19 protein-coding genes are annotated in these 24,157 nt (G+C 67.2%); 11 read left to right on the top strand and 8 right to left on the bottom strand.

Annotated features, from left to right (window positions below):
- Positions 1–39: 39 nt before the first annotated feature.
- The 9 genes from ACZBH1_RS07445 (at position 40) to ppk2 (ending at position 10,325) form a co-directional block, all read left to right on the top strand.
- The gene (locus ACZBH1_RS07445; protein WP_463645992.1) at positions 40–1,008 is read left to right on the top strand and encodes a 3-hydroxyacyl-CoA dehydrogenase family protein; all 969 of its coding nucleotides are present in this window, start codon (positions 40–42) and stop codon (positions 1,006–1,008) included.
- A gap of 97 nt (positions 1,009–1,105) precedes the next feature.
- Positions 1,106–2,479 (top strand): ABC transporter substrate-binding protein, encoded by a 1,374-nt coding sequence (locus ACZBH1_RS07440; RefSeq protein WP_463645991.1) that lies wholly within the window; start codon positions 1,106–1,108, stop codon positions 2,477–2,479.
- A gap of 72 nt (positions 2,480–2,551) precedes the next feature.
- Positions 2,552–3,472: a carbohydrate ABC transporter permease gene (locus tag ACZBH1_RS07435; protein WP_463645989.1), complete on the top strand. Its 921-nt coding sequence runs from the start codon at positions 2,552–2,554 to the stop codon at positions 3,470–3,472.
- A gap of 50 nt (positions 3,473–3,522) precedes the next feature.
- On the top strand, positions 3,523–4,404 hold the full coding sequence (locus ACZBH1_RS07430; RefSeq protein ID WP_463645988.1) for a carbohydrate ABC transporter permease: 882 nt from the start codon (positions 3,523–3,525) through the stop codon (positions 4,402–4,404).
- Positions 4,401–5,966 carry an arabinosylfuranosidase ArfA gene (arfA, locus tag ACZBH1_RS07425; protein ID WP_463645987.1) on the top strand — a complete coding sequence of 522 codons (1,566 nt, stop codon included), beginning with the start codon at positions 4,401–4,403 and terminating at the stop codon, positions 5,964–5,966. Before ACZBH1_RS07430 ends, arfA begins: the two co-directional genes overlap by 4 nt.
- On the top strand, positions 5,963–7,726 hold the full coding sequence (locus ACZBH1_RS07420; RefSeq protein ID WP_463645986.1) for a dihydroxyacetone kinase family protein: 1,764 nt from the start codon (positions 5,963–5,965) through the stop codon (positions 7,724–7,726). Before arfA ends, ACZBH1_RS07420 begins: the two co-directional genes overlap by 4 nt.
- Positions 7,719–8,189, top strand: coding sequence for a ribose-5-phosphate isomerase (locus ACZBH1_RS07415; protein WP_463645985.1), 471 nt, complete (start codon positions 7,719–7,721; stop codon positions 8,187–8,189). The genes ACZBH1_RS07420 and ACZBH1_RS07415 overlap by 8 nt, the downstream gene beginning before the upstream one ends.
- Positions 8,189–9,064 (top strand): triose-phosphate isomerase family protein, encoded by an 876-nt coding sequence (locus tag ACZBH1_RS07410; RefSeq protein ID WP_463645984.1) that lies wholly within the window; start codon positions 8,189–8,191, stop codon positions 9,062–9,064. The genes ACZBH1_RS07415 and ACZBH1_RS07410 overlap by 1 nt, the downstream gene beginning before the upstream one ends.
- A 418-nt stretch (positions 9,065–9,482) precedes the next feature.
- Complete coding sequence (ppk2, locus tag ACZBH1_RS07405) at positions 9,483–10,325, top strand: polyphosphate kinase 2 (RefSeq protein WP_463645983.1); 843 nt, start codon at positions 9,483–9,485, stop codon at positions 10,323–10,325.
- Positions 10,326–10,862: 537 nt separating this feature from the next.
- On the opposite strand, the gene ACZBH1_RS07400 is transcribed toward ppk2, so the two are convergent.
- From ACZBH1_RS07400 to ACZBH1_RS07385, 4 genes are all read right to left on the bottom strand, one after another.
- Complete coding sequence (locus ACZBH1_RS07400) at positions 10,863–11,909, bottom strand: glycoside hydrolase family protein (protein WP_463645982.1); 1,047 nt, start codon at positions 11,907–11,909, stop codon at positions 10,863–10,865.
- Positions 11,910–11,911: 2 nt separating this feature from the next.
- Entirely contained in the window at positions 11,912–12,814 is a 903-nt protein-coding gene (locus tag ACZBH1_RS07395) for a carbohydrate ABC transporter permease (protein WP_463645981.1), read from the bottom strand.
- Complete coding sequence (locus ACZBH1_RS07390) at positions 12,811–13,707, bottom strand: carbohydrate ABC transporter permease (RefSeq protein WP_463645980.1); 897 nt, start codon at positions 13,705–13,707, stop codon at positions 12,811–12,813. Before ACZBH1_RS07390 ends, ACZBH1_RS07395 begins: the two co-directional genes overlap by 4 nt.
- Positions 13,708–13,874: 167 nt before the next feature.
- Complete coding sequence (locus tag ACZBH1_RS07385; RefSeq protein WP_463645979.1) at positions 13,875–15,362, bottom strand: ABC transporter substrate-binding protein; 1,488 nt, start codon at positions 15,360–15,362, stop codon at positions 13,875–13,877.
- 4 nt (positions 15,363–15,366) lie between these two features.
- Between ACZBH1_RS07385 and ACZBH1_RS07380 the strand changes: the two genes are divergently transcribed.
- The gene (locus ACZBH1_RS07380; protein WP_463645978.1) at positions 15,367–16,395 is read left to right on the top strand and encodes a LacI family DNA-binding transcriptional regulator; all 1,029 of its coding nucleotides are present in this window, start codon (positions 15,367–15,369) and stop codon (positions 16,393–16,395) included.
- Positions 16,396–16,590: 195 nt separating this feature from the next.
- Positions 16,591–19,533: a discoidin domain-containing protein gene (locus ACZBH1_RS07375; protein WP_463645977.1), complete on the top strand. Its 2,943-nt coding sequence runs from the start codon at positions 16,591–16,593 to the stop codon at positions 19,531–19,533.
- A gap of 427 nt (positions 19,534–19,960) precedes the next feature.
- Here ACZBH1_RS07375 and ACZBH1_RS07370 read toward each other — a convergent pair whose 3' ends face one another.
- From ACZBH1_RS07370 to ACZBH1_RS07355, 4 genes are read right to left on the bottom strand one after another with little or no spacing between them, the layout of a single operon-like run.
- Complete coding sequence (locus ACZBH1_RS07370; RefSeq protein ID WP_463645976.1) at positions 19,961–20,977, bottom strand: glycoside hydrolase family 43 protein; 1,017 nt, start codon at positions 20,975–20,977, stop codon at positions 19,961–19,963.
- Positions 20,974–22,278 carry a family 1 glycosylhydrolase gene (locus ACZBH1_RS07365; RefSeq protein WP_463645975.1) on the bottom strand — a complete coding sequence of 435 codons (1,305 nt, stop codon included), beginning with the start codon at positions 22,276–22,278 and terminating at the stop codon, positions 20,974–20,976. Before ACZBH1_RS07365 ends, ACZBH1_RS07370 begins: the two co-directional genes overlap by 4 nt.
- Complete coding sequence (locus ACZBH1_RS07360; protein WP_463645974.1) at positions 22,275–23,162, bottom strand: carbohydrate ABC transporter permease; 888 nt, start codon at positions 23,160–23,162, stop codon at positions 22,275–22,277. The genes ACZBH1_RS07365 and ACZBH1_RS07360 overlap by 4 nt, the downstream gene beginning before the upstream one ends.
- Positions 23,159–24,100: a carbohydrate ABC transporter permease gene (locus ACZBH1_RS07355; RefSeq protein ID WP_463645973.1), complete on the bottom strand. Its 942-nt coding sequence runs from the start codon at positions 24,098–24,100 to the stop codon at positions 23,159–23,161. The genes ACZBH1_RS07360 and ACZBH1_RS07355 overlap by 4 nt, the downstream gene beginning before the upstream one ends.
- Between the last annotated feature and the right edge of the window lie 57 nt (positions 24,101–24,157).

The following is a 24,157-nucleotide window of genomic DNA, read 5'->3' as shown; positions in this document are numbered from 1 at the left end:
CGGGTCGCAGTCCGCACCCGTGAACAGAAAGAAGAGCACATGCAGTCCTACGCAGTCGTCGGATCCGGGTACATGGGAGGGGGCATCGCCCAGGTGCTCGCACTGTCGGGCGCACGGGTGGCGATCGCCGACGTGACGGGCGACATCGCTCGCGCTAACCTCGCTCGCCTCCTGGAAGAAGCGCGCACGTTCGAGGCCGAGAACCTGCTTCCCTCGGGGGCGGCGACGACCATCGCCGAGAACCTCTACGCAGCGGAGTCGATCGAGGACGCCGTGCGCGAAGCGTCGTTCATCGAGGAGGCGGTTCCCGAACGCCTGGAGATCAAGCACGAGACGCTGCGCCGCATCAGCGCGGCCTGCTCGCCAGACGCGGTCATCGGCTCCAACACCTCCACGATCCTCATCTCGGAACTCGCCACGGTAGTCGCCCGCCCCGAGCGGTTCCTCGGGGTGCACTTCTCCAACCCCGCTCCCTTCATCCCCGGCGTCGAGATCATCGCGCATGCCGGCACGGAGGAGCGCGCGATCGAGACCTCCGAAGACGTCGTCCGTGCAACTGGCAAGCTCCCCGCCCGTGTGTCAGACGCTACGGGCTTTGTGCTCAACCGGCTGCAGTACGCGCTCTTCCACGAGGCCTCGCAGATCGTCGAAGAGGGCATCGCGTCACCTGAGGACGTCGACACGATCGTCCGCACCACTTTCGGCTTCCGCCTGCCGTTCTTCGGCCCGTTCGCCATCGCCGACATGGCGGGACTCGACGTCTACGCGCTGTGCTACGCCTCGCTGCAGACTCGGTGGCCGGAGCGGTTTGCGACGCCGCCGTCTCTGCAGGAGCACGTCTCGACTGGTCGATTCGGCACGAAATCCGGCGCCGGCTACCTCGCCATCCCGGCGGAGCGCACGCCCGAGCTCGTGGAGTACCGCAACCGTGCCTATGTCGCGATGGCGAGGCTTCTTCAGGATCTGGGACCCGCCCCCATCGAAAGTGATGGACAACAGCCCCGCTGACATCTATCCTATAGGAAACAGGGCTCCTCCCGACGAGCCCATGGCCACGTCAAGCGTGGTGACAACGAAGTCCGTGCAGTTCGGAAGGAAACAGCAGATGTCAAAGAAGCGTCTCATCGGGCTTGCGGCCGCCACCGCAGCAGCCCTCGCACTCGCCGGCTGCGCCGGCGGGCCAGATCAAGACGCCGACGCCGGCACCACCGGCGGCGGAGGCGGAGATGCCGCCGCGTGCGCCAACACCATCGTCAATCCTGGCGCGGATCAGGTGACGGTGTGGGCGTGGTATCCCGCATTCGAAGGTGTCGTGGACGTCTTCAACGAAAGCCACGATGACGTGCAGGTGTGCTGGGTGAACGCAGGCGTCGGCAAGGACGTATACCCCAAGTTCTCCACCGCGCTGGAGGCGGGCAGCGGTGCTCCCGATGTCATCCAGCTCGAGAACGAGATCATCCCGAGCTTCTCGGTCCGCGGCGGACTTGTCGACCTCGTGGAGTACGGGATCGACGACCTCGAGGATCAGTACGCGCCGGGCGCGTGGAGCGATGTGTCCAGCGGGGAGGCGGTGTATGCCGTCCCCGTCGACCTCGGCCCGGTCGGCATGCTCTACCGTGCCGACATCCTGGAGGCGAACAACATCGCCGTCCCCACGACGTGGGACGAACTGGCGACGGCGGCACAGCAGCTGAAGGATGCCGGCTCGGAGAGCTTCCTCGCCAACTACCCGACGAACGGCCGCTCGTTCAGCCAGGCTCTCTTCGCGCAGGCGGGCAACGTGCCCTTCGACTTCTCCACCGAGAACGTCGAGGAGATCGGGATCAACGTGAACGACGCCGCTACCAAGGAGGTCCTCGAGTACTGGTTCGCACTCATCGACGCGGGCGTCGTCTCGGCCGACGACCGTTCCACGCCTGACTTCAACACCGCGGTGGTGAACGGTCGTCACGCCACCTATCTGGCCGCGGCCTGGGGCCCGGGCTACCTGATGGGGCTGGAGGAGGAGGCCGATCCCGACGCCCGCTGGGCCGCCGCGCCGCTTCCGCAGTGGGACCCCGCCAACCCCGTCCACGTCAACTGGGGCGGCTCATCCTTCGGCGTCACCAGCCAGGCGAAGAACCCCGAGCTCGCAGCGCTCGTCGCCTCCGAGCTGTTCGGCACGGAAGAGGCCTGGCGCATAGGGATCGAGGAGGGTGCGCTCTTCCCGACATACCTCCCCGTTCTCGAGTCCGACTACTTCGTGAACCTCGAGTACCCGTTCTTCGGCGGGCAGCAGATCATGAAGGACGTCTTCATCGAGGCCGCGGCCGCGTACGAGGGCTCCACCTTCAGCCCGTTCCAGACGTTCGCCTACGACAAGCTCACCGAGGCGCAGGCATCCGTGCTGCAGGGCTCCGCGACCATCGATGAAGCTCTGGACACCTATCAGGCCGCACTCGAGGAGTACGCCATCGCGCAGGGATTCACGCTGAAGTAACGTCCGCCCGCGCGGCCGGTCCTCGCTCCGACAGGATCGGCCGCGCGGCATCCCGACTGGAGCCCCCTTCCCATGACCGTCACCACTGCGACGCCCCGACGTCGAGGACTTACCGCCACCGGCCGGACGTCCCTCTACGGGTGGTCATTCGTCGCCCCTTTCGCTGTCGTCTTCCTCATCTTCCTCGCCGCCCCGCTGATCTACGCGTTCTGGCTGAGCCTCAACACCCGCACCCTCACCCGGGGGGTCGTCTTCACCGGCTTCGACAACTACGTACGTGCTTTCACCGACGAGGCCTTCCTCGGCGGAGTGCTGTGGGTGACCGTGTTCTCTGCGGTTCTCATTCCGGTGCAGATGATCGTCTCGCTCGCTGCCGCCCTCGTGATTGATGCGCTCGCCACGCGACTGGCCGCGTTCTCGAGGCTGATGATCTTCATCCCCTACGCCATCCCTGTCGTGATCGGCGCGCTCATGTGGGGCTTCCTCTACAGCCCGCGATTCGGCCCGATCGCCGAGATCGCGGGCTGGTTCGGTGTCGACGCGCCGTACTTCCTGGATTCGCAGTGGGTGTTCTTCGGCTTGATGAATATCGTGACGTGGCAGTGGGCCGGGTACTACATGATCATCATCTACGCCGCGCTGCGCGGCATCGACCCGTCGGTGTACGAGGCGGCCAAGATCGACGGCGCGAATGCGTGGCAGATCGCGCTGCGGATCAAGGTGCCGATGATCTCGTCGGCCATGGTGCTGATCCTGGTGTTCGCCCTCATCGGCACGCTGCAGTTCTTCACCGAACCTCAGGTGCTGCGCTCCATCGCGCAGGGCTCCATCTCGGCATCCTTCACACCGAACATGTACGCCTACTCGATGGGCTTCTCCTATGACCAGATGAACTACGCCTCGGCTATCTCGTTCGCATTGGGCATCTTCGTGGTGATCGGGTCGTACCTGTTCATGTTCCTCACGCGCAAGAAGAGCGGACTCGACTCATGACCCTTCAGGCCCCACCGCAACGGCCCACCGAGATCCTCAGCGACGACGCGATGCCCGAGGACCGGCCGCGCCGCCGTGCCCGCTGGACGTTCGGCGGTCTCCCCGGGCACGTCTTCCTGCTGATCCTGGTCGCCTACTTCTTCCTGCCGCTGTGGTGGCTCATGGTGGCCAGCACGAAGTCCACTTCGGCCCTGTTCAACAGCGAGGGCGGGCCGTTGTGGTTCGATTCCGAGTTCAACCTGTGGAACAACATCGTGGGACTGGCGACCTTCAACGGGGGCGAGTACTTCCGCTGGATGGGTAACTCAGCCCTCTATGCCTTCGTCGGCGGTCTCGGTGCGACGGTCCTTGCGGTGCTCGCCGGATACGGGCTCGCCAAGTACCGCTTCCGCGGACGCCGCATCTCGTTCGCGATCCTTCTCGGCGCCGTGATGATCCCGCACACGGCGCTGGTGATACCCACCTTCGTGCTGCTCAGCGGTATCGGCATGGTGAACACCATCTGGGCCGTCATCCTGCCGTCGCTGTTGAACCCTTTCGGCGTATACCTCATGCGCGTCTATGCGCAGGATGCGATCCCCGACGAACTGCTCGACGCCGCGCGGGTAGATGGCGCCGGCGAGTACCGCACGTTCTTCCAAGTCTGTCTGCCGCTGTTGCGTCCCGCGATCGTCACCGTGTTGCTGCTGTCGATCGTCTCGACGTGGAACAACTACTTCCTGCCGCTGGCGATGCTCAACGACTCGCGGCTGTTCCCCATCACCGTCGGGCTGGGCGTTTGGCAGGGGCAGGCGATACAGAACGCCGGTGGCCCGCAGATCTGGAACCTGATGATCACCGGCGCCTTCTTGTCGATCATTCCTCTCATCATCGCTTTCCTGTCGCTGCAGAAGTACTGGCGCGGCGGCCTGGCGCTCGGGAGTGTCAAGTGAGCGGGGGGGCGGGGCGCCCGGCGTCCGATGGAACGGCATCCGCGGCTTCCGTTCATCTCGACCCGCGCCGCGTGGTCGGCGACCTCGACCGCCGTCTCTTCGGCTCGTTCGTCGAGCATCTTGGCCGAGCCGTGTACAACGGCATCTATGAGCCGGGTCACCCTTCGGCGGATGACAACGGCTTCCGCACCGACGTCCTCGAGCTCGTGCAGGAACTCGGCGTGTCGACTGTGCGCTATCCGGGTGGCAACTTCGTGTCCAGTTATCGGTGGGAGGACGGCGTCGGACCCCGTGAGTCGCGGCCGAAGCGCATCGACCTTGCATGGCACTCCCTCGAGACGAACGAAGTGGGCCTCGACGAGTTCGCACGATGGGCTCGTGCCGCTGACACCGAGCTGATGCTGGCGGTGAATCTGGGCACCCGCGGCATCGAGGCGGCTGTCGACCTCCTCGAGTACGCGAATGTCCGCGAGGGCACCGAGCTGTCCGACGCCCGGATCGCCAACGGTACGGACGTGCCGCACGACGTTCGGATGTGGTGCCTCGGCAACGAGATGGACGGTCCGTGGCAGGTCGGCTACACGGATGCCGAGTCCTACGGTCGGCTCGCGGCTCAGACCGCGCGTGCTATGCGGCGGGTGGATGAGTCGCTCGAGCTGGTGCTCTGCGGCAGCTCCAAACCGGATATGCCCACGTTCGGCGAGTGGGAGCGGCAAGCGCTGCGACATGCGTACGATGTCGTGGACTACATCTCGTGCCACGCGTACTACGAAGAGCTCGACGGCGACCGGGGGAGCTTCCTCGCGTCGGGCGTCAGCATGGACCGGTTCATCGAGGCGGTGGCCGCCACCGCCGACCAGGTGCAGGCCGAGCTCAAGCACGACAAGGTCATGAAGATCTCGTTCGACGAGTGGAACGTCTGGTACAACCGGCGCTTCCACCGCGAGGACAAGATCACGGACCCTCACACGTGGCCGTACGCCCCCCGGCTCCTCGAGGACCGGTACTCCGTGGTGGACGCCGTTGTGGTGGGCGGGCTTCTCATCTCGCTTCTCAATCACGCGGATCGCGTGCGCGCAGCCAGCCTGGCCCAGCTCGTGAACGTTATCGCCCCGATCATGACCGAGCCGGCTGGGCCGGCGTGGCGTCAGACGATCTTCTACCCTTTCGCCGATGCGTCGCGTCTGTCGGCGGGCGTTGTCCTCGACGTGCTGTTGGAGGCCCCGACGTACCCGACCGACAGGTACGGCGACGTGGCGGTCATCGACGCCGCGGCCACCTGGGACGAAGCAGCAGGTGCAGTGTCCGTGTTCCTGGTGAATCGTTCGGAGGAGGAGGTCGCCGTCACCGTCGAGCTCACGGCTCTACCGAATGCACGGGTGGTGGGCGCGTCGAGCTTGTGGAACGAGGACCCGGATGCCTCCAACACCCTCGATTCACCCGACAACGTCACCCCCCGCCCGAACGAGTCGGCGTCCATCGACGGCGACCGCCTCGACGTGAGACTGCCCGCGGTATCGTGGACGGCGGTAGAAATCAGCGCCGAGCCCCGCACGCGATGACGCGTCTGTGGAACGAGCCGGCGGACTTCGCCGACGAGATGATCGAGGGGTTCGTGGCGGCCAACGGCCGCTATGTTCGCCGGGTGCCGGGTGGGGTGGTGCGCAGCACGACGTCGCCGGCCGGTCAGGTCGCGGTCGTGGTCGGCGGCGGCTCGGGCCACTATCCCGCGTTCGGCGGGCTCGTCGGTCCCGGGCTGGCGCACGGGGCGGCGATGGGAAACCTGTTCGCCTCGCCGTCGACCCAGCAGGTGTACGCGGTGGCGAAGGCCGCCGAGGGCGGCGGCGGGGTGTTCTTCAGCTACGGCAACTACGCCGGCGACGTGCTGAACTTCGACGCGGCGCAGGAGCGGCTGCGTGCGGAGGGGATCGCCTGCGAGACGGTGACCGTCACCGATGACATCGTCAGCGCGTCCCCCGACGAGAAGCACCGGCGCCGCGGCATCGCGGGCGATCTGACCGTCTTCCGCATCGCGGCGGCGGCCGCGGAGTCGGGCGCGGATCTGGCTGAGGTCACGCGGCTGGCGCGGCTGGCGAACGAGCGCACCCGGTCGTTCGGGGTCGCGTTCACCGGCTGCACGCTGCCCGGTGCGGAGCAGCCGCTGTTCACGGTGCCCGAGGGGCGGATGGCGATCGGGCTCGGCATCCACGGCGAGCCGGGCATCGACGAGACCGACATCCCCACCGCCGACGGGCTGGCCGAGTTGCTGGTCGAGAAGCTGCTGGCCGAGGTGCCCGACGGCATCGACGTCACGGGGGCTCGCGTCGTGCCGATCCTGAACGGCCTCGGGTCGCTGAAGTACGAGGAGATGTTCGTCGTCTACCGACGCATCGCCCGGCTGCTCGAAGACGCGGGGCTCGAGCTCGTGGACCCGCATGTGGGCGAGTACTGCACGAGCTTCGACATGGCGGGCACCTCGCTGACGCTGTTCTGGCTGGCCGGTGCCGATGAGGACAGCGAGCTCGCCGCACTGTGGGAGACCCCGGTGGACACCCCCGCGTACCGTCGGGGTGCCGTGAGCGCCCGGGAGCGCGTGACGGTGACGGACGCCGCCGCCGACGCCGCGGCCGAGATCCCCGACGCCGACGAGGCCTCCCAGGGCGCCGCCCGGACCGTGCTCGCCGCGGTCCGCGTGATCGCGGAGACCGTCGACGCGCACGTGGACGAGCTGGGCCGGATCGACGCGATCGCCGGTGACGGCGACCACGGCATCGGCATGCAGCGCGGCTCGCGCGCCGCCCTTCACGCGGCGACCGCCGCGGCCGAAGCTGGCGCCGGCGCCCAAACCACCCTCGCCCGCGCGGCCGACGCCTGGAGTGACAAGGCCGGCGGCACGTCCGGCGCGCTGTGGGGCGTCATCCTGAACGCCGTGGCCGCGAAGCTCGGCGACCAGGGCCGCCCGGACGCGGCCGCGGTCGCCGCCGGTGTCGCGGCCGGCTCCCGCGGGGTCACCGACTACGGCAAGGCCGAGGTCGGCGACAAGACCCTCGTCGATGCGCTCGTGCCGTTCAGCACCACGCTGACCGGCGCCGTCGACGCCGGCGCTTCGCTGACCGACGCCTGGCGCACCGCGGCAGACGCCGCCACCCGCGCCGCCGCCGCCACCGCCGACCTCCTCCCCCGCATGGGCCGTGCCCGCACGCACGGCCAGAACAGCGTGGGCACCCCCGACCCGGGCGCGATCTCACTCGCGCTCATCGTGACCGCCGTGGGCCACACCCTCACGGGCGGCGAGAACCAGAAGGGAAACGCCGATGGCTGAGCCGCTGCGCATCGTGATCGGCTGCGACGATGCCGGCTACGAGTACAAGGAGATCCTCAAGAAGGACCTTCAGGACAACCCCGGCGTGGCCGAGGTGATCGACGTGGGCGTGAACGCCGACGGCCACACGCCCTACCCGAAGGTCGCCATCGAGGCCGCACAGCAGGTCGCAGGCGGTTACGCCGACCAGGCGCTGCTGATCTGCGGGACGGGCCTGGGTGTCGCGATCGCCGCGAACAAGGTCCCCGGCATCCGCGCCGTCACCGCCCACGACTCGTACTCGGTCGAACGCGGCGTGCTGTCCAACAACGCCCAGGTGCTCACCATGGGCCAGCGCGTGGTCGGCATCGAACTCGCCCGCCGCCTGGTCCGCGAGTGGCTCACCTACCGCTTCGACACCACCTCCGCCTCAGCCGACAAGGTCGCCGTCATCGACCAGTTCGAGAACACCGGATCCTGCTGATGAGCGAGCACGAACTCCGCCCCGCCGCACCGAGTCCGCACGATCCCACCCCGGATCCGCGAGTCCCGGCGGAGTTCGTGCACGCCCCCGTCACGATCGGGGTCAGCCTGAAGACCTACTTCGGCAACGCGCAGGCGCGCGCATGGTTCGCCGACGTCGCCCAGCGCGCCGCCGCGCACCCCGCCGTGGCCGACGGCACGGTGCGGTTCTTCGTCATCCCCACTTACCTGCAGATCCCCGCCGCCCTCCAGGCGTTCGCCGGCACCCCGGTGTTGGTCGGCGCGCAGGACGTGTCGGAGTTCTCCCCCGGCGCCTACACCGGCGAGGTCACCGCGCAAGAGCTCGCCGAGGTCGGCGTCCAGGTCGCCGAGATCGGCCACGCCGAACGCCGCCGCCTCTTCGACGAGACCGACACCGTCACCGCCGCCAAGGCCGCCGCCGCCCTGAGCCACGGCATCACCCCGGTGCTGTGCATCGGCGAGGCCGAGCGCCTCGGCAGCCCCGCCGCCGCGCTCGCGAACGTCGAGCAGCTCGCCACGGACCTCGACGGCGTCCCCGCCGGACCCGTCATCGTCGCCTACGAGCCGGTCTGGGCCATCGGCGCCGCCGAGCCCGCCCCCGACGACCACATCAGCACCGTCGCCCGCGCCCTCCGCGCCGCACTCGACGCCGACCCCGCCCGCGCCGGCAGCGTCGTCATCTACGGCGGATCCGCCGGACCCGGACTCCTCACCCGCCTCGCAGGCACCGTCGACGGCCTCTTCCTCGGCCGCTTCGCCCACGACCCCGACGCCCTCCACGCCGTGCTCGACGAGGCATCCGCCGCTCTCGGCAGCGGCCCGGCACCTATCGCAAACGCCGCAGCCGCCAGCTGAAGGCCGCTTCGCCGAGCCACTGATCACACCTCCTGCAACAGAAGGGGAGAGCGGACGCGATCAGCGCCGATACCGAAGGAACGGCACGGTGATCAGGCTCTTGCGCGGACGCCCTTCGCCCGCTCAGGGCCCCGCATTCGTGCACTGCCCGCATAACGATCGGCTCAGAGCGCGGTCCAACGCGGACGAGGTTCCCGTTGTCGTCCACCACTGCGCACTCCCGCATCCCGTAGCTGCAAGGAGGCGTCGAGGTCGGGGACGAAGCGGTATCAGGAACCGGCCGTTCCTGGCGGTCGACCCGCTGCCTGCCGCAACTCGGCACGTAGCGCAAGCCCTGGCCGAGGTCGACATCGGCGTGGAGGATATTGCGGCGGCAGGGAAGCGCGGTGATCGACGCCGGGCGAACACAGGGGGAGATATGGCGAAGAAAAGCAGTAGTACGACGTCGGTGCGGCGCGTTCCTAAGCGGTTGTACAAGGCCGAGCTGAAGCGTCTTCAGGTCGAGCTGGTCGAGATGCAGCGATGGGTGGCGAAATCAGGCGCGCGCGTCCTGGTGATCTTCGAGGGCCGTGACGCCGCCGGCAAGGGGGGAGCGATCAAACGGATCACCGAGTACCTCAACCCCCGGCATACGCGCGTGGTCGCCCTCACCAAGCCGTCCAAGCGGGAGCGCGGCCAGTGGTACTTCCAGCGTTACATCGAGCATCTCCCCAGCAAGGGTGAGATCGTGCTGATGGACCGGTCCTGGTACAACCGCGCCGGGGTGGAGCGGGTCATGGGGTACTGCACGGACGAGCAGTATCAGAGGTTCCTGCGCCAGGCGCCTGTCGTGGAGCAGCACCTCATCGAGGACGGCATCCTCCTTATCAAGTATTGGTTCTCGGTCTCGGATGACGAGCAGCAAGCGCGCTTTGTCGCGCGACGCGAAGATCCGATGAAGCTGTGGAAGCTGTCACCGACGGACCTGGAGTCGATTCGCCGGTGGGAGGACTACTCCCGCGCGAAGGACGCCATGTTCGCCGCCACCGACACCCCGGGCTCGCCGTGGTGGGTTGTCGAGAGCGACGACAAGCGCAGCGCGCGCTTGAACGCGATCAGCCACCTCCTCGACAGCGTCCCCTACCACCCCCTGGACCGGCCGAAGATAACGATTCCCGACCGCCCCAAGGCGGACGACTACGAGCGGCCACCGATCGAGCAGTTCCGATACGTTCCCGACGTCGCGGCCCAACTCGGCAAGAAGGCAGCGGAGCGTCCGTAAGAGCCACAACCGCTCCACCGTCGTATGACTTGAGCGGCGGACGAGTCCCGCGCAGCACGATCAGTGCGCCTATGCGTGCGCTCCGTCCGCCGGTCCCATGTGAAGTCGAGCGACGTTGCACCCCTCCCCGACTCGGCGTCAGGCCCAAGCGAGCCGTCGCGCGCGCTGAGCGCCCCCCGAGGGAGCGATCGCTCTCAAGGGGATGCCGAACGAACTCATCCAGGGCTGTTCCCCACCGACCTTGAGCGGGCAATGCCCGAATACGGATCCGTGTGATCGGGAGCGTGTCCGACTGCGGCGCCGCATCGGTGAGGGTCTGGGCCGAGAACTCGTGCGCCACTCGCTGCAGGATGCGTCATCCATCAGCCGGTCGTAGAAGGTGGGACACCTCTTGCTGTCCCATGGCCCGGACATCGTCGCACCCGGCCGGGTGCTCCCGAGGAACTTGGCATGGATTAGGTGTTCCAGCTATCGGCGATGGAGAAAGCTTCCGCGGTTCACCGCGATCGTGAGTGCGGTCTTGCGACTGCATCGGCCTCAGGCGCGGTCGGTGGCGCGGGCGATTCCGCGCAGTTCGTGCTGCCGATACTTTCCCAGCACGACTGGGGATTCGAGCAGCGACACCGCTGTGTAGTAGTGCTCGAGTCGACCGTCCCACGTGATCACCGCGGGCTTGTGTGCGTAGAGTGCGTCAATCGCACCGGTCACGCCCACGTCGATCAACACGGACGAAGACTTCGTCCAGGTGACCAGGTCTGATGAGACGGCGAAGCCCTCGCGTGCGTGGCCGTCGGCGGCGAGGCCGAAGTAGAACATCACCCAGTTGTCGCCGTCGCGTAGCACGCAAGGGTCGGATGCAAAGCGCTCGTCGAACGCGCCAGCCGGTCCCACCGGCAGCACAGGCGTCGACGACACTCGCTTCCACGAGACCAGGTCGCTCGACACGGCGACGCCGGTCTGTTCGATCCACGGTGGCGGCACCACGACCGAGCCGTAGTCGTCGACGTCCTTCGCGTTGTAGAAGACGTAGAAGAGGCCGTCGTGCTCCATGAGCCACGACTTGTAGAGCCCGCCGCGCTCCCACTCACCGGCATCCGCGTCGGTCGGAGACAGCACTCCGCCAATCCGCTCCCACGAGACGAGGTCGCGGCTGCGGGCGAATCCGATGGATGCCGGTCCAGTCTCGTATCCGGAGCCCGGGTACGCGTGGAACGTGCCGTAGTACCAGCCGTCGATGCGGCGCAGTTCGCCTGCCGAGCGCAGGTCGTTGTCGCGCATGATCGAGGTCATGGCCGCGTTGAACTCGCGGAGGGGATCAGCCGGGTCGCGCGGGAACACCACCTCGCCGCGACTCCACGATCCCGACTCGTCGCGCCATGCGAGAGCGGTCTGATACCCGACGCCGTCCCAGCCGACGTACGTCATGCCTTGGTGGCCGTCTACGGAGAAGACGAACGGGCAGTCGACGGCGTGACTGTCGAAGGCGCCCTCGACGAACGAAGGCAGCACGACGTGAGCACTCTCGCGGATGGGGGTGGCGACTCTTTCGGTCGAGTAGTCGAGCGACGTGAGCGTGTCGGTCATGGTCACTTTCCTGTGCCGGCGACGAGGCCGGAGACGTAGTAGCGCTGAAGGAGGATGAAGAGGATCACGCAGGGGAGCATCGTCACGGTGATGCCGGCCTGCAATGCACCCCAGTCGATCGTGTTGAGCGGGCCGTTCTGCGCGTTCACCAGCGCGATCGGCAGCGTGAAGCTCGGATTGTCGTTGAGCAGTACGAGCGCAGCGAGGAACTCGTTCCACGCGGCGAGGAACGCGAACAGTGCGACCGTGACGACACCGGGGGTCACTAGAGGCAGGATCACGCGGGGCAGTGCACCCAACTTTGTGCAGCCGTCGAGTTCGGCGGCCTCGATAAGCTCTTCGGGCACGCTGTCGAACGAGTTCTTCATCATGTAGATCGCGAACGGCATCTGGAACGTCGAGTAGATGAGCGCGAGTCCGAACAGCGAGTTCGTGAGTCCGAACCACACCATGACCGTGAACAGCGAGACCAGCAGTGCAGGGTAGGGCACGAGCAGCATGCCGATCGTGATGCCGAAGAAGACGTTCCTGCCGCGGAAGCGGTAGCGGGCGAGGGCGTAGCCGGCGAGGACCGCGGCGACGGTGGTGATGGCGACCGTCATGAGCGTGACCATCGTGGAGTTCAGCACGTACCCGAGAAGTGACGAGCCGGAGCTGTCGAGCTTGGCGAAGTTCTCGAGCGTGAACTGCGACGGCCACCACACCGGCGGCGAGGCGTTCGCTTCGGTTGGCGACTTGAACGCGCCGATGGTCGTCCACACGATGGGGAAGGCGAACAGGGCGGCGAGCACGGTCGCGACGATGATGCGGATCGGGTGGCGTGACACGTCTTGGGCATGGATGCGGGAGCGCCGTGTGCCGCTTGACGTCGATGACCTGGTGGTGAGCACCTGGGTGGCGGTCATGCCTTCACCTTTCTTCCGCGCTGCAGCTGCACCTGGAGCACCGAGAACACAGCCATCAGCAGCACGACGACCACGGCGACGGCGGCGGCGTAGCCGCGGTCGAGCGCGACGAACGCGGCGTTGTAGAGGTAGTAGACGACGGTGACGGTCGACCCGTCGGGGCCGCCCTTGGTCATTGTGTAGAACTGGTCGAACGCCAGGAACGTCGTCGTGACGGTCAGCAGGATCACCAGCGACAGCGGCTTGACGATCAGCGGCAGGGTGATGCGGGTGAGGGTGGTCCACGCGCCGGCGCCGTCGAGCTTGGCGGCTTCGTAGATCTCGGCGGGGATCGAGTCCATCCCGGTGAGCAGCACCAGCATCGCGAGGCCCGCGGTCTTCCAGATCGTCATGACCACGACGATCGACAGCGTGGTGGTCGGTTCGGCGAACCAGTCGACGCCCGCGGGAGCGAGCCCGAGTGACACGAAGATCGATGGCAGCACGCCGGTGCGGGCGTTGCTCATGGACAGCCAGAGCAGTCCGGCGGGTGCGAAACCGATCGTGACGGGGGCGAACAGCAGCGCCCGCACGGCGGTGCGTCCCGCGAAGCGCGGGCGCACCAGCAGGGCGAGACCGAGTGAGAGAAGGATGCCGGCCACGGACGTCACGACGGTGTAGGCGACCGTGAACAGCACGGCCTCCCCGAAGTCGCCGTCAGTGACGACGGCGCCGTAGTTGGCGAGGCCGACGGCCTCGGGGACACCGAAGGTGGGCCAGTCGAAGAACGACATATAGACCGTCAGGCCGAACGGCAGCACGAAGAAGAGGGCGATCAGGATCGCGGCGGGTGCGGCCAGCGCCCAGCCCGAGAGGTTCTCACCGCGCCGGCGACTGCGGGGCCTGCGTGCCATGGTCACCTCCGTGGGGGTGCCGCTGTCTGCGGCTGAGGCCGCGGCCGCGGGCGGCCGGGCGAGGACTGCGGACTTCGACATCATGGCTTCCGTTCGGCGGTTCGACAGAGGTTCGGAAGGAGAGCGCGGGCTCCCGGCACACGGGATGCCGGGAGCCCGCTGGGTACTCACTTGGTGATCGCGTCCGAGGCTTCCTGAGCCTTGGCCGTGGCCTCGGCGGGATTGGCGCCGTTGAAGACGACCGACTGGAACATCTCGAGGAACGGACCCTGAGCGCTGGCGACGACCTCGTTATAGAAGGGCGATACGTAGGTTTGGCCCGACTTGACGAGTTCGGCGGGGATGGTGAACTGCGGCCCGAGTTCGTCGGGGGCGGTCACATCGGTGCGCGGGGGCAACGCCGGAAGCGAGAAGTAGACGTCTTCCGAGGTTTCGGTCGAGGTCAGCCACTGGATGAAGTCCCAGGCCTCGTTGGGGTGTTCGGTGCCGGCGGTGATTGCCGCCACGTCGCCGCCTGAGAACGTGGCGAACTCGCCATCGCTGCGGCCGGGAATGGGGGCCAGGCCGAACTCGAACTCGGGGTCGATGCCGAGTGTGGAGGTGTTCACTCCGTTTCCGCCGGCGAAGTTGATGCCGATCTTGCCCGAGGCGAAGACTGCGAAGAAGCCGTCGCCGGCGTCGGTCTTGGCGGTGTCGGGGATGTCGCCGTTCTCGTACATCTGCTGCATGAACGCGAGGGCGTCCTGCGTGGCGGCGTTGTCCCAGTTGAAGGTGCCGTCTTCGTTCACGACCTCGGTTCCCTGCGCCCAGATGGTGGGTGTGAAGTCGTACGCGAGGCTGCCGGGTGCGCCGCCGGAGAGGTAGAAGCCTTTGTTGCCGTCGCCGAGCGCCGTGATCGCCGCGGCCGCATCGGCGATGCCCTCCCAGGTGGTCGGTGGGGCTTCGGGGTCGAGGCCGGCCTGCGCGAACAGGTCTTTGTTGTACAGGTACAGCGAGGTGTCGGCCACATACGGCACGCCGTAGACGCGGTCGTCGGAGGTCGAGGCCATGATGTGCGAGGGGGACAGGTTCTCGAGCGCACCGGCCTCATCGAGCAGATCGGTGATGTCCAGCGCGGCGCCAGTCTCGATGATCTGCGGCATGAAGACCAGATCGGCCGCGAGGATGTCGGGAAGCGAACCGGACTGCGCCGCCTGCGCGAACTTGGTCACATACTGGTCGGCCGGCACGTGGGTGATCTCGATCTGGTTCTCGTGTGTGTCGTTGTAGGCCTCGACGACCGCGTCGGTCACTGCCTCGTTGCCCGGACGCACCCAGAGGCTGAGCGTGGCCCCCGTGTCCTCAGCGGTGATCTCGTCGGTGGAGGCCGCGCCGCCGGCCGATCCGCCGGCGCATCCGGTGAGCGCGAGTGCGAAGATGCCGGCCGAAGCGGCGAGGGTTGCCGCACGGGTCGAGCGTTTCATGGGGAACTCCGTTGTTGTGAAGGGAAACGAGGTCCCGCGAGAGCGGGAGAGGCGCCGGTACTGAACAATTTCAGAAACGGGTTGCGGGATCGAAGATAGCCATTCGGAAACAGGAGCGCAACCCGCCTGTGAAAAATGAAAAGTTTGCGCCGGATGGCATGGAAAACTTTTCCACAGTCCCGCTATAGTCACTTCCGTGACTACCGCATCTGACTCGAACCCCAGGCGCCGTGTGACCGCCGGCGACGTCGCCGAGCGCGCCGGCGTCTCGATCTCGACAGTGTCGAAGGCCCTTTCTGGCAAGGGTGCCGTGCGCTATGAAACCAAGCAGCGGATTCTCGCCGCCGCCGACGAGCTCGGCTTTCAGGCTAACCAGGTCGCCACGAGCCTGTTCACCGGTCGCACGAACACGATCGGCGTCATCACCAGCGACCAGTTCGGGCGCCTCACCGTGCCGGTGCTGCTGGGTGCGATCGAGAAGCTGTCGGAGCGCGAGATCGCGCTCGTGCTGTGCGACGGCCGTGGCGACCCGATCCGCGAGCAGCATTTCGTCGACTCCTTCCTGCGGCGCCGCGTTGACGGCATCCTGGTCACCGGGGCGGGGGAGTTCGGCCGCGACAGTCTGCGTGCCGACCTGCCGGTGCCGGTGGTGTACGCGATGTCCTGGTCGCGAGACGAAAAGGACACGTCAGTCGTTCCCGACGACGCCGAAGGGTCGCGCATGGCGACCCGGCACCTGCTCTCGACAGGGCGCGAGAAGCTCGTGTTCATCTCGGGACCGCAGCGCGACGATGCGTCACGCAAGCGACTGGCGGCCACGCGCGAGGTGCTCGCCGAGCGCGGCCTCGACCTGGTGCACGCCCCCCTCTTCGGGGAATGGAGCGAGCGCTGGGGGCGTCAGGCCGTCAAGCAGGTGATCCTCTCGGGCGTCGAGTTCGACGGCGTCGTGTGCGCGAGCGATCAGGTGGCGCGTGGGGTGACGGAGGCGCTGCGCGAGGCGCAGATCGCCGTCCCGCGTCAGGTCGGCGTCATCGGCTTCGACAACTGGGACGTCATGGTCGAGGCCAGTCAGCCGCCGCTGTCCACGATCGACATGAGCCTGCATGAGGTGGGCGCTGCGGCGGCCACGGCGCTGCTCGAGGCCATCGAGACCGGACGGCTTGAGCCCGGCATCAGCCGCATCGACTGCGAATTCATCCCGCGCGAGTCGACTGCCGTCGCCTGAAGCCGCATGGATGCAGAGGTGTATCCGTACGGAAATATCACGGAAATTCTTGACATATAGAGAAACGGGTTGCCATAGTGCTGGTGACCCCGCACGCCGAAGTGCTCGCGGTGTCGATCCACTGTCGAATCCACACCCCCTTCGCCGTCCCCGGCGTGCTCCGGCGCGCCCTCGCGAAGAACGAGGAGCTCCGAGATGACACTCAACCACCCACGAATCACGGCGCGTCGCGTCGCCGCCGTCGCTGCCGTCGCCGCGCTGGCAGCGACCGGCACCGCCGGACTCAACCCCGCGTACGCTGCCCCAGTCGGGGCCGCGCCCGGCGCGGCATCCAACGGGAACGATCGCACGATCGCGCACGACCAGGCTGCCAAGCAGCTGACCCTCACCGACGGCGACCTGCGCATGGTCGTCGACTACGCCGGCGCCGCGCGCGTCACCTCCTTCACGCAGGACGGTGTCGAACTGCTCGCCGAAGGCATGTACAGCACGGCCGAGATCGCGGGCTCCGGTGCCGTGCTCGACAGCCGCACCCTCGCGGCCGACCCCACGGTGACGGTGCGCGGCAAGAAGGTCGACCTCACGTTCGAGATGGCGAACGCCGACCTCACGGTTGACGAAACCTGGTCATTTTCGCTGAACAAGGGGGACATCGACCTCGACGTCGACCGCACCTACGACTGGGCTGGCGGCGCCACACCGAGCCTCGCCCACAACGGACAACTCGAGATCGGGTGGGCCCGCGTGTGGGACAACATCCGCCGGCCGGGTGACGGGGGCAACATCCCGATCGGCAACGCCTACGCCGGCACCGACGGCTTCTACCTCAACGAGCCGAACGACCGGTACGGCGTCGAACAGTCGGCATTCGTGATGCTCGCGAACGAAGGGAAGCGCGCGCTCGCCGTCGACGCGACCAGCGCCCATCGCGACCTCGCGACCGAGTTCGCGTACGGCGGTGACAACACGTACCAGGAGACCCAGGTGCGCGACGGCGGCGAGTGGGAGTATGTCGTCGGCACCAAGGAGCAGGGCTTCGTGTACAGCGGGCACAGCTCGAACGGTACCGACCGATACATCTACCTACCTGCCGCGTCGGCCGACCGCACCGACTCGGTGTCGTTCTCGTTCGCCTCGGCTGACTTCGATGCCTACTACGACCTCGGCGGCACGATCAACGGCATCGCCGACACAGCGGCTCTCACGTCACTGCTCAACGACTTCGGCCGCTCGGGCGTCGTCGACGAGGAGTACGGGATGTCGACCGTGGGTCTGCGCTACCTCGGCAACGGCCCGTACGACCTGGCGCACTCGAACCCGACGGTCATGGGCTACTTCGACCCGGCGATGACCGAGTCGCAGAAGGGCGTGCTGGAGTACTTCCGCGATTACGCCCAGGGCGCGAACGGCCACATGTTCGGCCGCACGTACCGGCTCAGCAACCCGTGGGGCGACAACAACCTGCACGACGCAGACCCGGCCTACGCCGCCGCGATCGCCGAGATGTACGACTACTCGCCCGACACCGAGTGGCTCGCCTCGATGCGCGACTCCGCGCACCGCGCGATCGGATACATGCTCGAGCAGCGCTATGACGCACCGACAGGAATGTTCCACAACGGCATCACCGATTGCAAGAGCCGCCGCGGCATCATGGAGTGGAACGACGCCTTCTACGTCAAGTGGCAGAGCGGCTACGTGAACGAGTTGATGTACCACGCGCTCACAAAGTGGGCGACGCTCGAGCGCGACGTCTTCGGCGACACGCAGCGGGCCACCCACTACGCCGACACGGCCGCAGCGCTCAAGGAGCAGTTCAACAAGGATGCCGCCGACGGCGGTCTCTGGGATCCCGAAATGGGCTCCTTCGCGTTCTGGCGCTGCCCCGACGGCACCGTCCAGGCATCGGTCAAGCACACGCAGCTGAACCTGCAGGCGATCGCGTTCGGCATGGTCGACATCGACCGCGCACGGGCAATCCTCGACAACCTCGACGTGGAGATGAAGAAGAACCGGCTACCGATGCTGCCGATGAACTTCTACCCGATCCTCCCCAACACCGAGGAGTGGAGCGGCGATCACTTCCAGTCGGGCCTCGAAGACGGACCCATCTACCCCTTCATGACCGAGCTGTACATGAAGGCGGCGGCGTTCGTCGGCGAGCGCGACCGCTCGCTGGAGTATCTCGACGCCACGCTCGCACGGTACACGCGCGACGGGTTCGTCGGCTGGAGCTTCCTCGACTGGTCGCTCGAGCCCCGCTTCGGCGAGGAGTGGTTCCCGACCAACGCGAACGCGGCGGGCGGCGTCTATACGGCGATGCTCGGCATCCAGCCCCAGCCCGACGGCGTGCAGATCGCACCCAACTTCCCCGCGGCCATGAACGGTACGACCGTGACGCGCACGATCCACGAGAACGACGAGCTGACCGTCACCTACCACTCGGTGCTTGATCAGACCGTGGACTACTCCGCGAAGGATCAGACGGTCGTCATGGAATGGTCGGGCCAGCAGCCCGGTGGGGGGTACACCGTGCGCGAGGGCACGCGCACGCACGAGGTGGCCGCCGATGAGTCGGGCATCGTGCGCTACACCCTAGAGGGCAAGGTGAAGAAGACCCGCGTCACCCTGGTCGACGGCTCGGTCGAAGGGCATGTGCTCACCACCGACGTGCCCGAGAACCTGGCTGTCGGCGCACCCACCACGGTGAGCAGCTCGTGGGAGGAAGACCGCTTCCTGCAGCCGGGCGTCACCGACGGCTCACGCTTCAGCACCGACCCGTCGATGGGCTGGTCGAGCAATTCCGAGTTGGCCGTCGACCACGCCGAGTGGCTGACGATCGACCTCGGCTCGGCCGCACGGGTCACCCGGGTCGACCTGCTGCCGCGCAACTACGACGGACGCGACATCGGCCGCGGCTTCCCCGTCGACTTCACGATCGAGACATCCGTCGACGGCGAGACGTGGATGCCGGCGGCCGCAGAGACCGGATTCGCCCAGCCAACGAGCTTCGATGTGCCGACCTGGTCCTTCGAGCCTCGCGACGCGCGATACGTGCGCGTGACCGGAACGTCGCTGCGTCAGACCGACGGCGGCTACCGGATGCAGTTGGCCGAGATCGAGGTGTTCGGCGGGTAGGCGTCTCAACTTGTAGTGGGTGCGCGGTCTCCGGGCCGCGCACCCTCACTTTTCGCTGCCAGATTCGTGTTGTTCCCGAGGGAAGTACGTAGATCATGAGCCGCAATCACTGAGAAACCCTTAGCAAGCCCCGCCCTATCGTGTCGCGCGGGGCTTCGGCCTGTATGGGGTCGACGCCTTCGGCGTCATCACCGCCGTCGCCGGATCTTGACCAACCACATCCAGGCGTTGCCCGGTCAGGGATCCCCTTGGGGCTGGGACCATTGAGGGACGGCCGCCGCGCGACGCGGAACGCCGACGGGCACCCGACCCCGTCGAGGTCATTGGCGGCGTCTGGGAGGAGAGAGGGACCCGCCGTCGATCGCGACTCCTACCGGCGCACGAACAGAGCCGGCGATGCCGTCCTTTCGGCATCACTCCGTCGGGTTCACGACGCGGCTGGCTCGGCGGCAGGTGGGAGATCGGCGAGCAGGCGCCGGCGTTCCGCGTCCGTGATCGGGATGACCGATCCGTGGCGGAACCGCGGCGGGAGACTCTGCGCCGTGCGCGCCCAGCGACCTGAGCCGAGATCGTCCGTTTCGAAGAGGACGTAGCCGGTGCCGCCGCCGTATGGCGGCCAATCCAGCAGCAGGAACCAGCGGTCGTCGGTGTTCGAGGGCACCACGATGGGCCCCTCCCCGTGGGTGACGTGATCCGATCCGATCCGCTCGGCGACGAGATCCCAGGCCGATCCGACGGCATCCGTCGTGGCACGGAACAGATCGGGGCTGATCTCGTGGAAGACGTGCATCACGTCGGGTCGCTCGTCTTTGGTGAAGCGGTGGTAGGCACCGCCATGCCGGATCACCGTGGAATCGATCGTCCCGTAGCCGGCGGCGCGGCGCACGTCGATCCAGACACGCGGCTCCGAGAAGGTGACGAAGTCGTCGGTCGTCGCGATCATCATGCGGTTGTAGCTATCGGCGTTGCGGCGTTCGGCGACGCCTTCCTCGTAGAGGTTTGAAGCCCAGTACACGGCGTACGTCTGCGCTTCTTCGCTCCATATGGCCTCGGGCGCCCACACGTTGCCTGCCCGTTCCGGTGCCATCACCTGTACACGCCGCGGGCCGTCCCACGTCACCAGATCGCTCGACTCCCACACGAGCAGCGCGGTACTGCCGTGCTCCTGAGCGGTGCGGAAGTGACCGATGCCGAATACCTGCAGATCGGTGGCCAGAATGACGAACCGTTCACCGTCGCGCAACCGCATGATGAACGGGTCGCGGATCCCGCCCGTTCCGACGGACGAACGCAGCACCGGGTCGCCGCCGGCCAGCATGTCCCATTCGCTGAGCGTGTTGCCGCGGCTCACGGCGAAGTGAACCTGCTCCGCGTCGGGGCCGTCCTCCCCCACGAAGTGGGCGAAGAGATACGCCTCGTACTTCTCCTGTGCGCCATCGCTCATCGCAGCCCCTCCATCGTTCGCTCGGCCTGTGCCCACGAGCCTTCATCCCGCCGCCGTACGAGCGCCGCGAACGCGTCGGCGACCGCCGTTCGGCGGCGTTGCAGACCTCCTGCAGACTCATCCAGTTCATACAGTCCCATGGCCAGCTGATGGTCCGACTTCGGCCCGGAGCTGTGCCGGTATGTCCACTCGTACATGTCGAACAGCGGCCACCAGGTGTATCCGACGACCGCAAGCCCGTCGGTGCGGAGTCGTTCGACTTCTGCGACGGATGCCGCGAGCCAGTCGATCCGCTCCGCGACGGTCCCGGTGACGCATGTCTCGGTCACCATGACCGGCGCCTGGTACCGCCGCGCGTATTCGACGAGCATCTCGGACAGCCCGGCCAGGCCGTCGTCGCGCGTCGGCCGCGGGTCCTCGAAGCCGCCGCGGTGATGGACGCCCGGCTCGAAGACCTCGGTCGAGTGGCGGGGGTAGTAGTTCACGCCCATGATGTCGGGATGGGCCGGGCGGCGAACGAGATCGTCGAGCGTGCTTTCGTCGGCGCCGTGGCGCAGCAGGAGATCGAGCAGCGGATGCTCCGCCCCCACCCGGCCCGTGACGAGGTCTTCGACGAGGAACGCCTGGTGCCGCAGCCGCTCGGCCGTCTCACGGTGCTCAGGTGCATCGACCGCGCCGGCGTACCGCAGCGAAGCATCGACGTGCACGAAGGTCGCCCGCTCCCCCAGCACCTCACTGATGCCGTGCTGGGTCGCTTGGAAGCCCTTCGCGATCGCGAGCGCGAGCCGCGCAGCGCCTTCCTCGCCCTGCAGATACGGCGGCCAGTAGCCGTATTCGCCGCAGAACAGCACATGGATCATCGGCTCGTTCACCGGTGTGTAGTCGGTGACAAGGTCGGAGTAGCGCTCGGCCGCGGCCACCGCGTATTCTGCCACCCGCTGCGGGTAGTCGGGTGCGGCGAACTGCCCGTCCAGCCAGAGCGGGGTGCCGTAATGCAGAAGATCGATGACCGGACGGATGCCCAACTCGACCATGCGGCCGATCACCCGATCCGTCCATCCCCAATCCCAGCGCCCGGGTTCGGGATTCACCCGATGCCACGGGATTCCCCAGCGAAGGAACTCCGCACCGACGCCGGCGGCGAGGTCGAGGTCGCCACGCCAGCGCGTGTAGTGCTCGGTGAGCTCATACTCGTCGATGGGTCGAAGACCGGGCCCGCTCTGCGGAACGAACGTGTTCTCGATGCCGAGCCCGAACCTGAGCGGACCGTCGGTGTACCAGTCAGTCAATCGATCTCTCATTTCAGGCCGGTCGACGCGACGCTCTCGATGAAGCGCCGCTGCACGAGGAGGAACATGATCGCGAGCGGGAGCACGGCGATGAGGGAGCCGGCCATCATGACGCCTTGGGGGATGATCCCTCCAGGGCCCGTCAGCAGCGTGAGTCCGGACGTGATCGTCCCCATCTCGATGTCGGTGGTGAACACGAGCGGCCAGAGCAGGTCGTTCCAGTTGTTCACGAAGGTGAAGATCGCGAGCGTCAGCAGCGCGGGCTTCGCGTTCGGCAGCACGACGTTCCAGAAGATCCGCCACTCGGATGCGCCGTCCAGTCGGGCCGCGTTGTCGAGGTCGCGCGGCAGCGAGAGGAAGAACTGCCGCAGGAAGAAGATGCCGAACGCGTCGGCCGCCCGTGGCGCGATCAGCCCGGCGTAGGTGTTCACCCAGCCGAGGTCGCTGACGAGCTGGTAGATGGGGATCAACGTGGCCTGGAACGGGATCATGAGGCTGGCGATGATCGCGATGAGCAGCACACGGCTGCCGCGGAAGTCGATTCTCGCGAGCGCGTACGCCGCCAGGGAGTCGAACAGCAGCGCGAACGCGGTCACTCCGCCGGCGAAGATGAAGCTGTTCACGATCAGCCGCGCGAACGGCAGCTCTTCGAAGATCTGGACGAAGTTGTCGAGGGTCCAGACCTCGGGCAGCAGCGTCGGAGGATAGGCGTTGACCTCGGCGACGGGCTTGAACGCGGTGAACGCGATGATCGCGATGGGCAGCAGCACGAGGGCCGAAGCGGCCAGCGCGGCCAGCAGGAGAAGGATGCTGGCAGCCCGCCCCGTCTTGCGGTGGCCGGTCTTGCGGGCAGGCGGGGTGGAGACGGCGACCGGCGGGGTCGTGACGGAGGTCATTGCGCGTCCTTCTCTCGACGACTGAAGAATCGGAACTGGACGAGGCTGAGCACGAGAGTGATGAGCAGCAGCACGTAGGAGAGCGCCGAGGCGAAGCCCAGCTCGAGCTTCTTGAACCCGGACGTGTAGATCTCCATGACGACGGTCTGCGTCGTTCCATAGGGGCCGCCTCCGGTCATCACGTAGATCTGGTCGAAGGCCTGCAGCGCCGCGATCAGGGCGACGATCATGACGAAGGCGAGGGTATTGCTGAGCATGGGGAGCGTGATGTGCCTGAACCGCTGCCACGCGTTCGCTCCGTCGACGCGTGCAGCCTCGTACAGCGAGCCTGGGATCTCCTGCAGGCCGGCGATGAAGATCACCAAGTAGAACCCGAAGCTCTTCCACACGGCGACGAGCGCGACCGTCGGCATCGCCAGCGCCGGATCTTGCAGTACGTTCCCGAGTTGGATGCCGAAGGCGCGGAGCCAGTGGTTCAGCAAGCCGATCTGTGGGTCGAGGAGGTAGGACCAGGCGAATGCGGCGACCGCGAGGGAGACGATGAACGGCAGGAACAGCACCGTGCGGAACGCACCGCGCCCAGCCAGCCGCCGATGGTTCACCAGGAGCGCGAGCAGCAGAGCGGCGATGATGGCGGTCGGCGTGAAGAGGAGCGCGTAATACGCCGTGTTCCCCATCGCCTGCAGCACGTCGGGGTCGGTGAATACGCGCACGTAGTTGTCGAACCCGACGTACTCCTCCTGCCCGAAACCGGAGGCGTCGGTGAACGAGAGCCGGAGCGCCGACAGCATCGGCCACGCCACGAAGACGAGAAGGATGACGAGCGCGGGCGCGAGGAACCCCAGCGCGATCAGGGAGGTGCGCCTGGACGACCCGACGGGGGTCCTGCCGCCCAGTTGAGGCGCCGGACGATACGGGCGCTGCGTGATTGTCGCCATGTTTCTCCAGGGGCCGCGACGCCGACTGCGCGCCGCGGCCCCGATCGGGGTCGGATG

This window comes from Microbacterium sp. ZXT2-5 (assembly GCF_055329545.1).
This window is presented reverse-complemented; position numbering and strand designations above follow the sequence as displayed.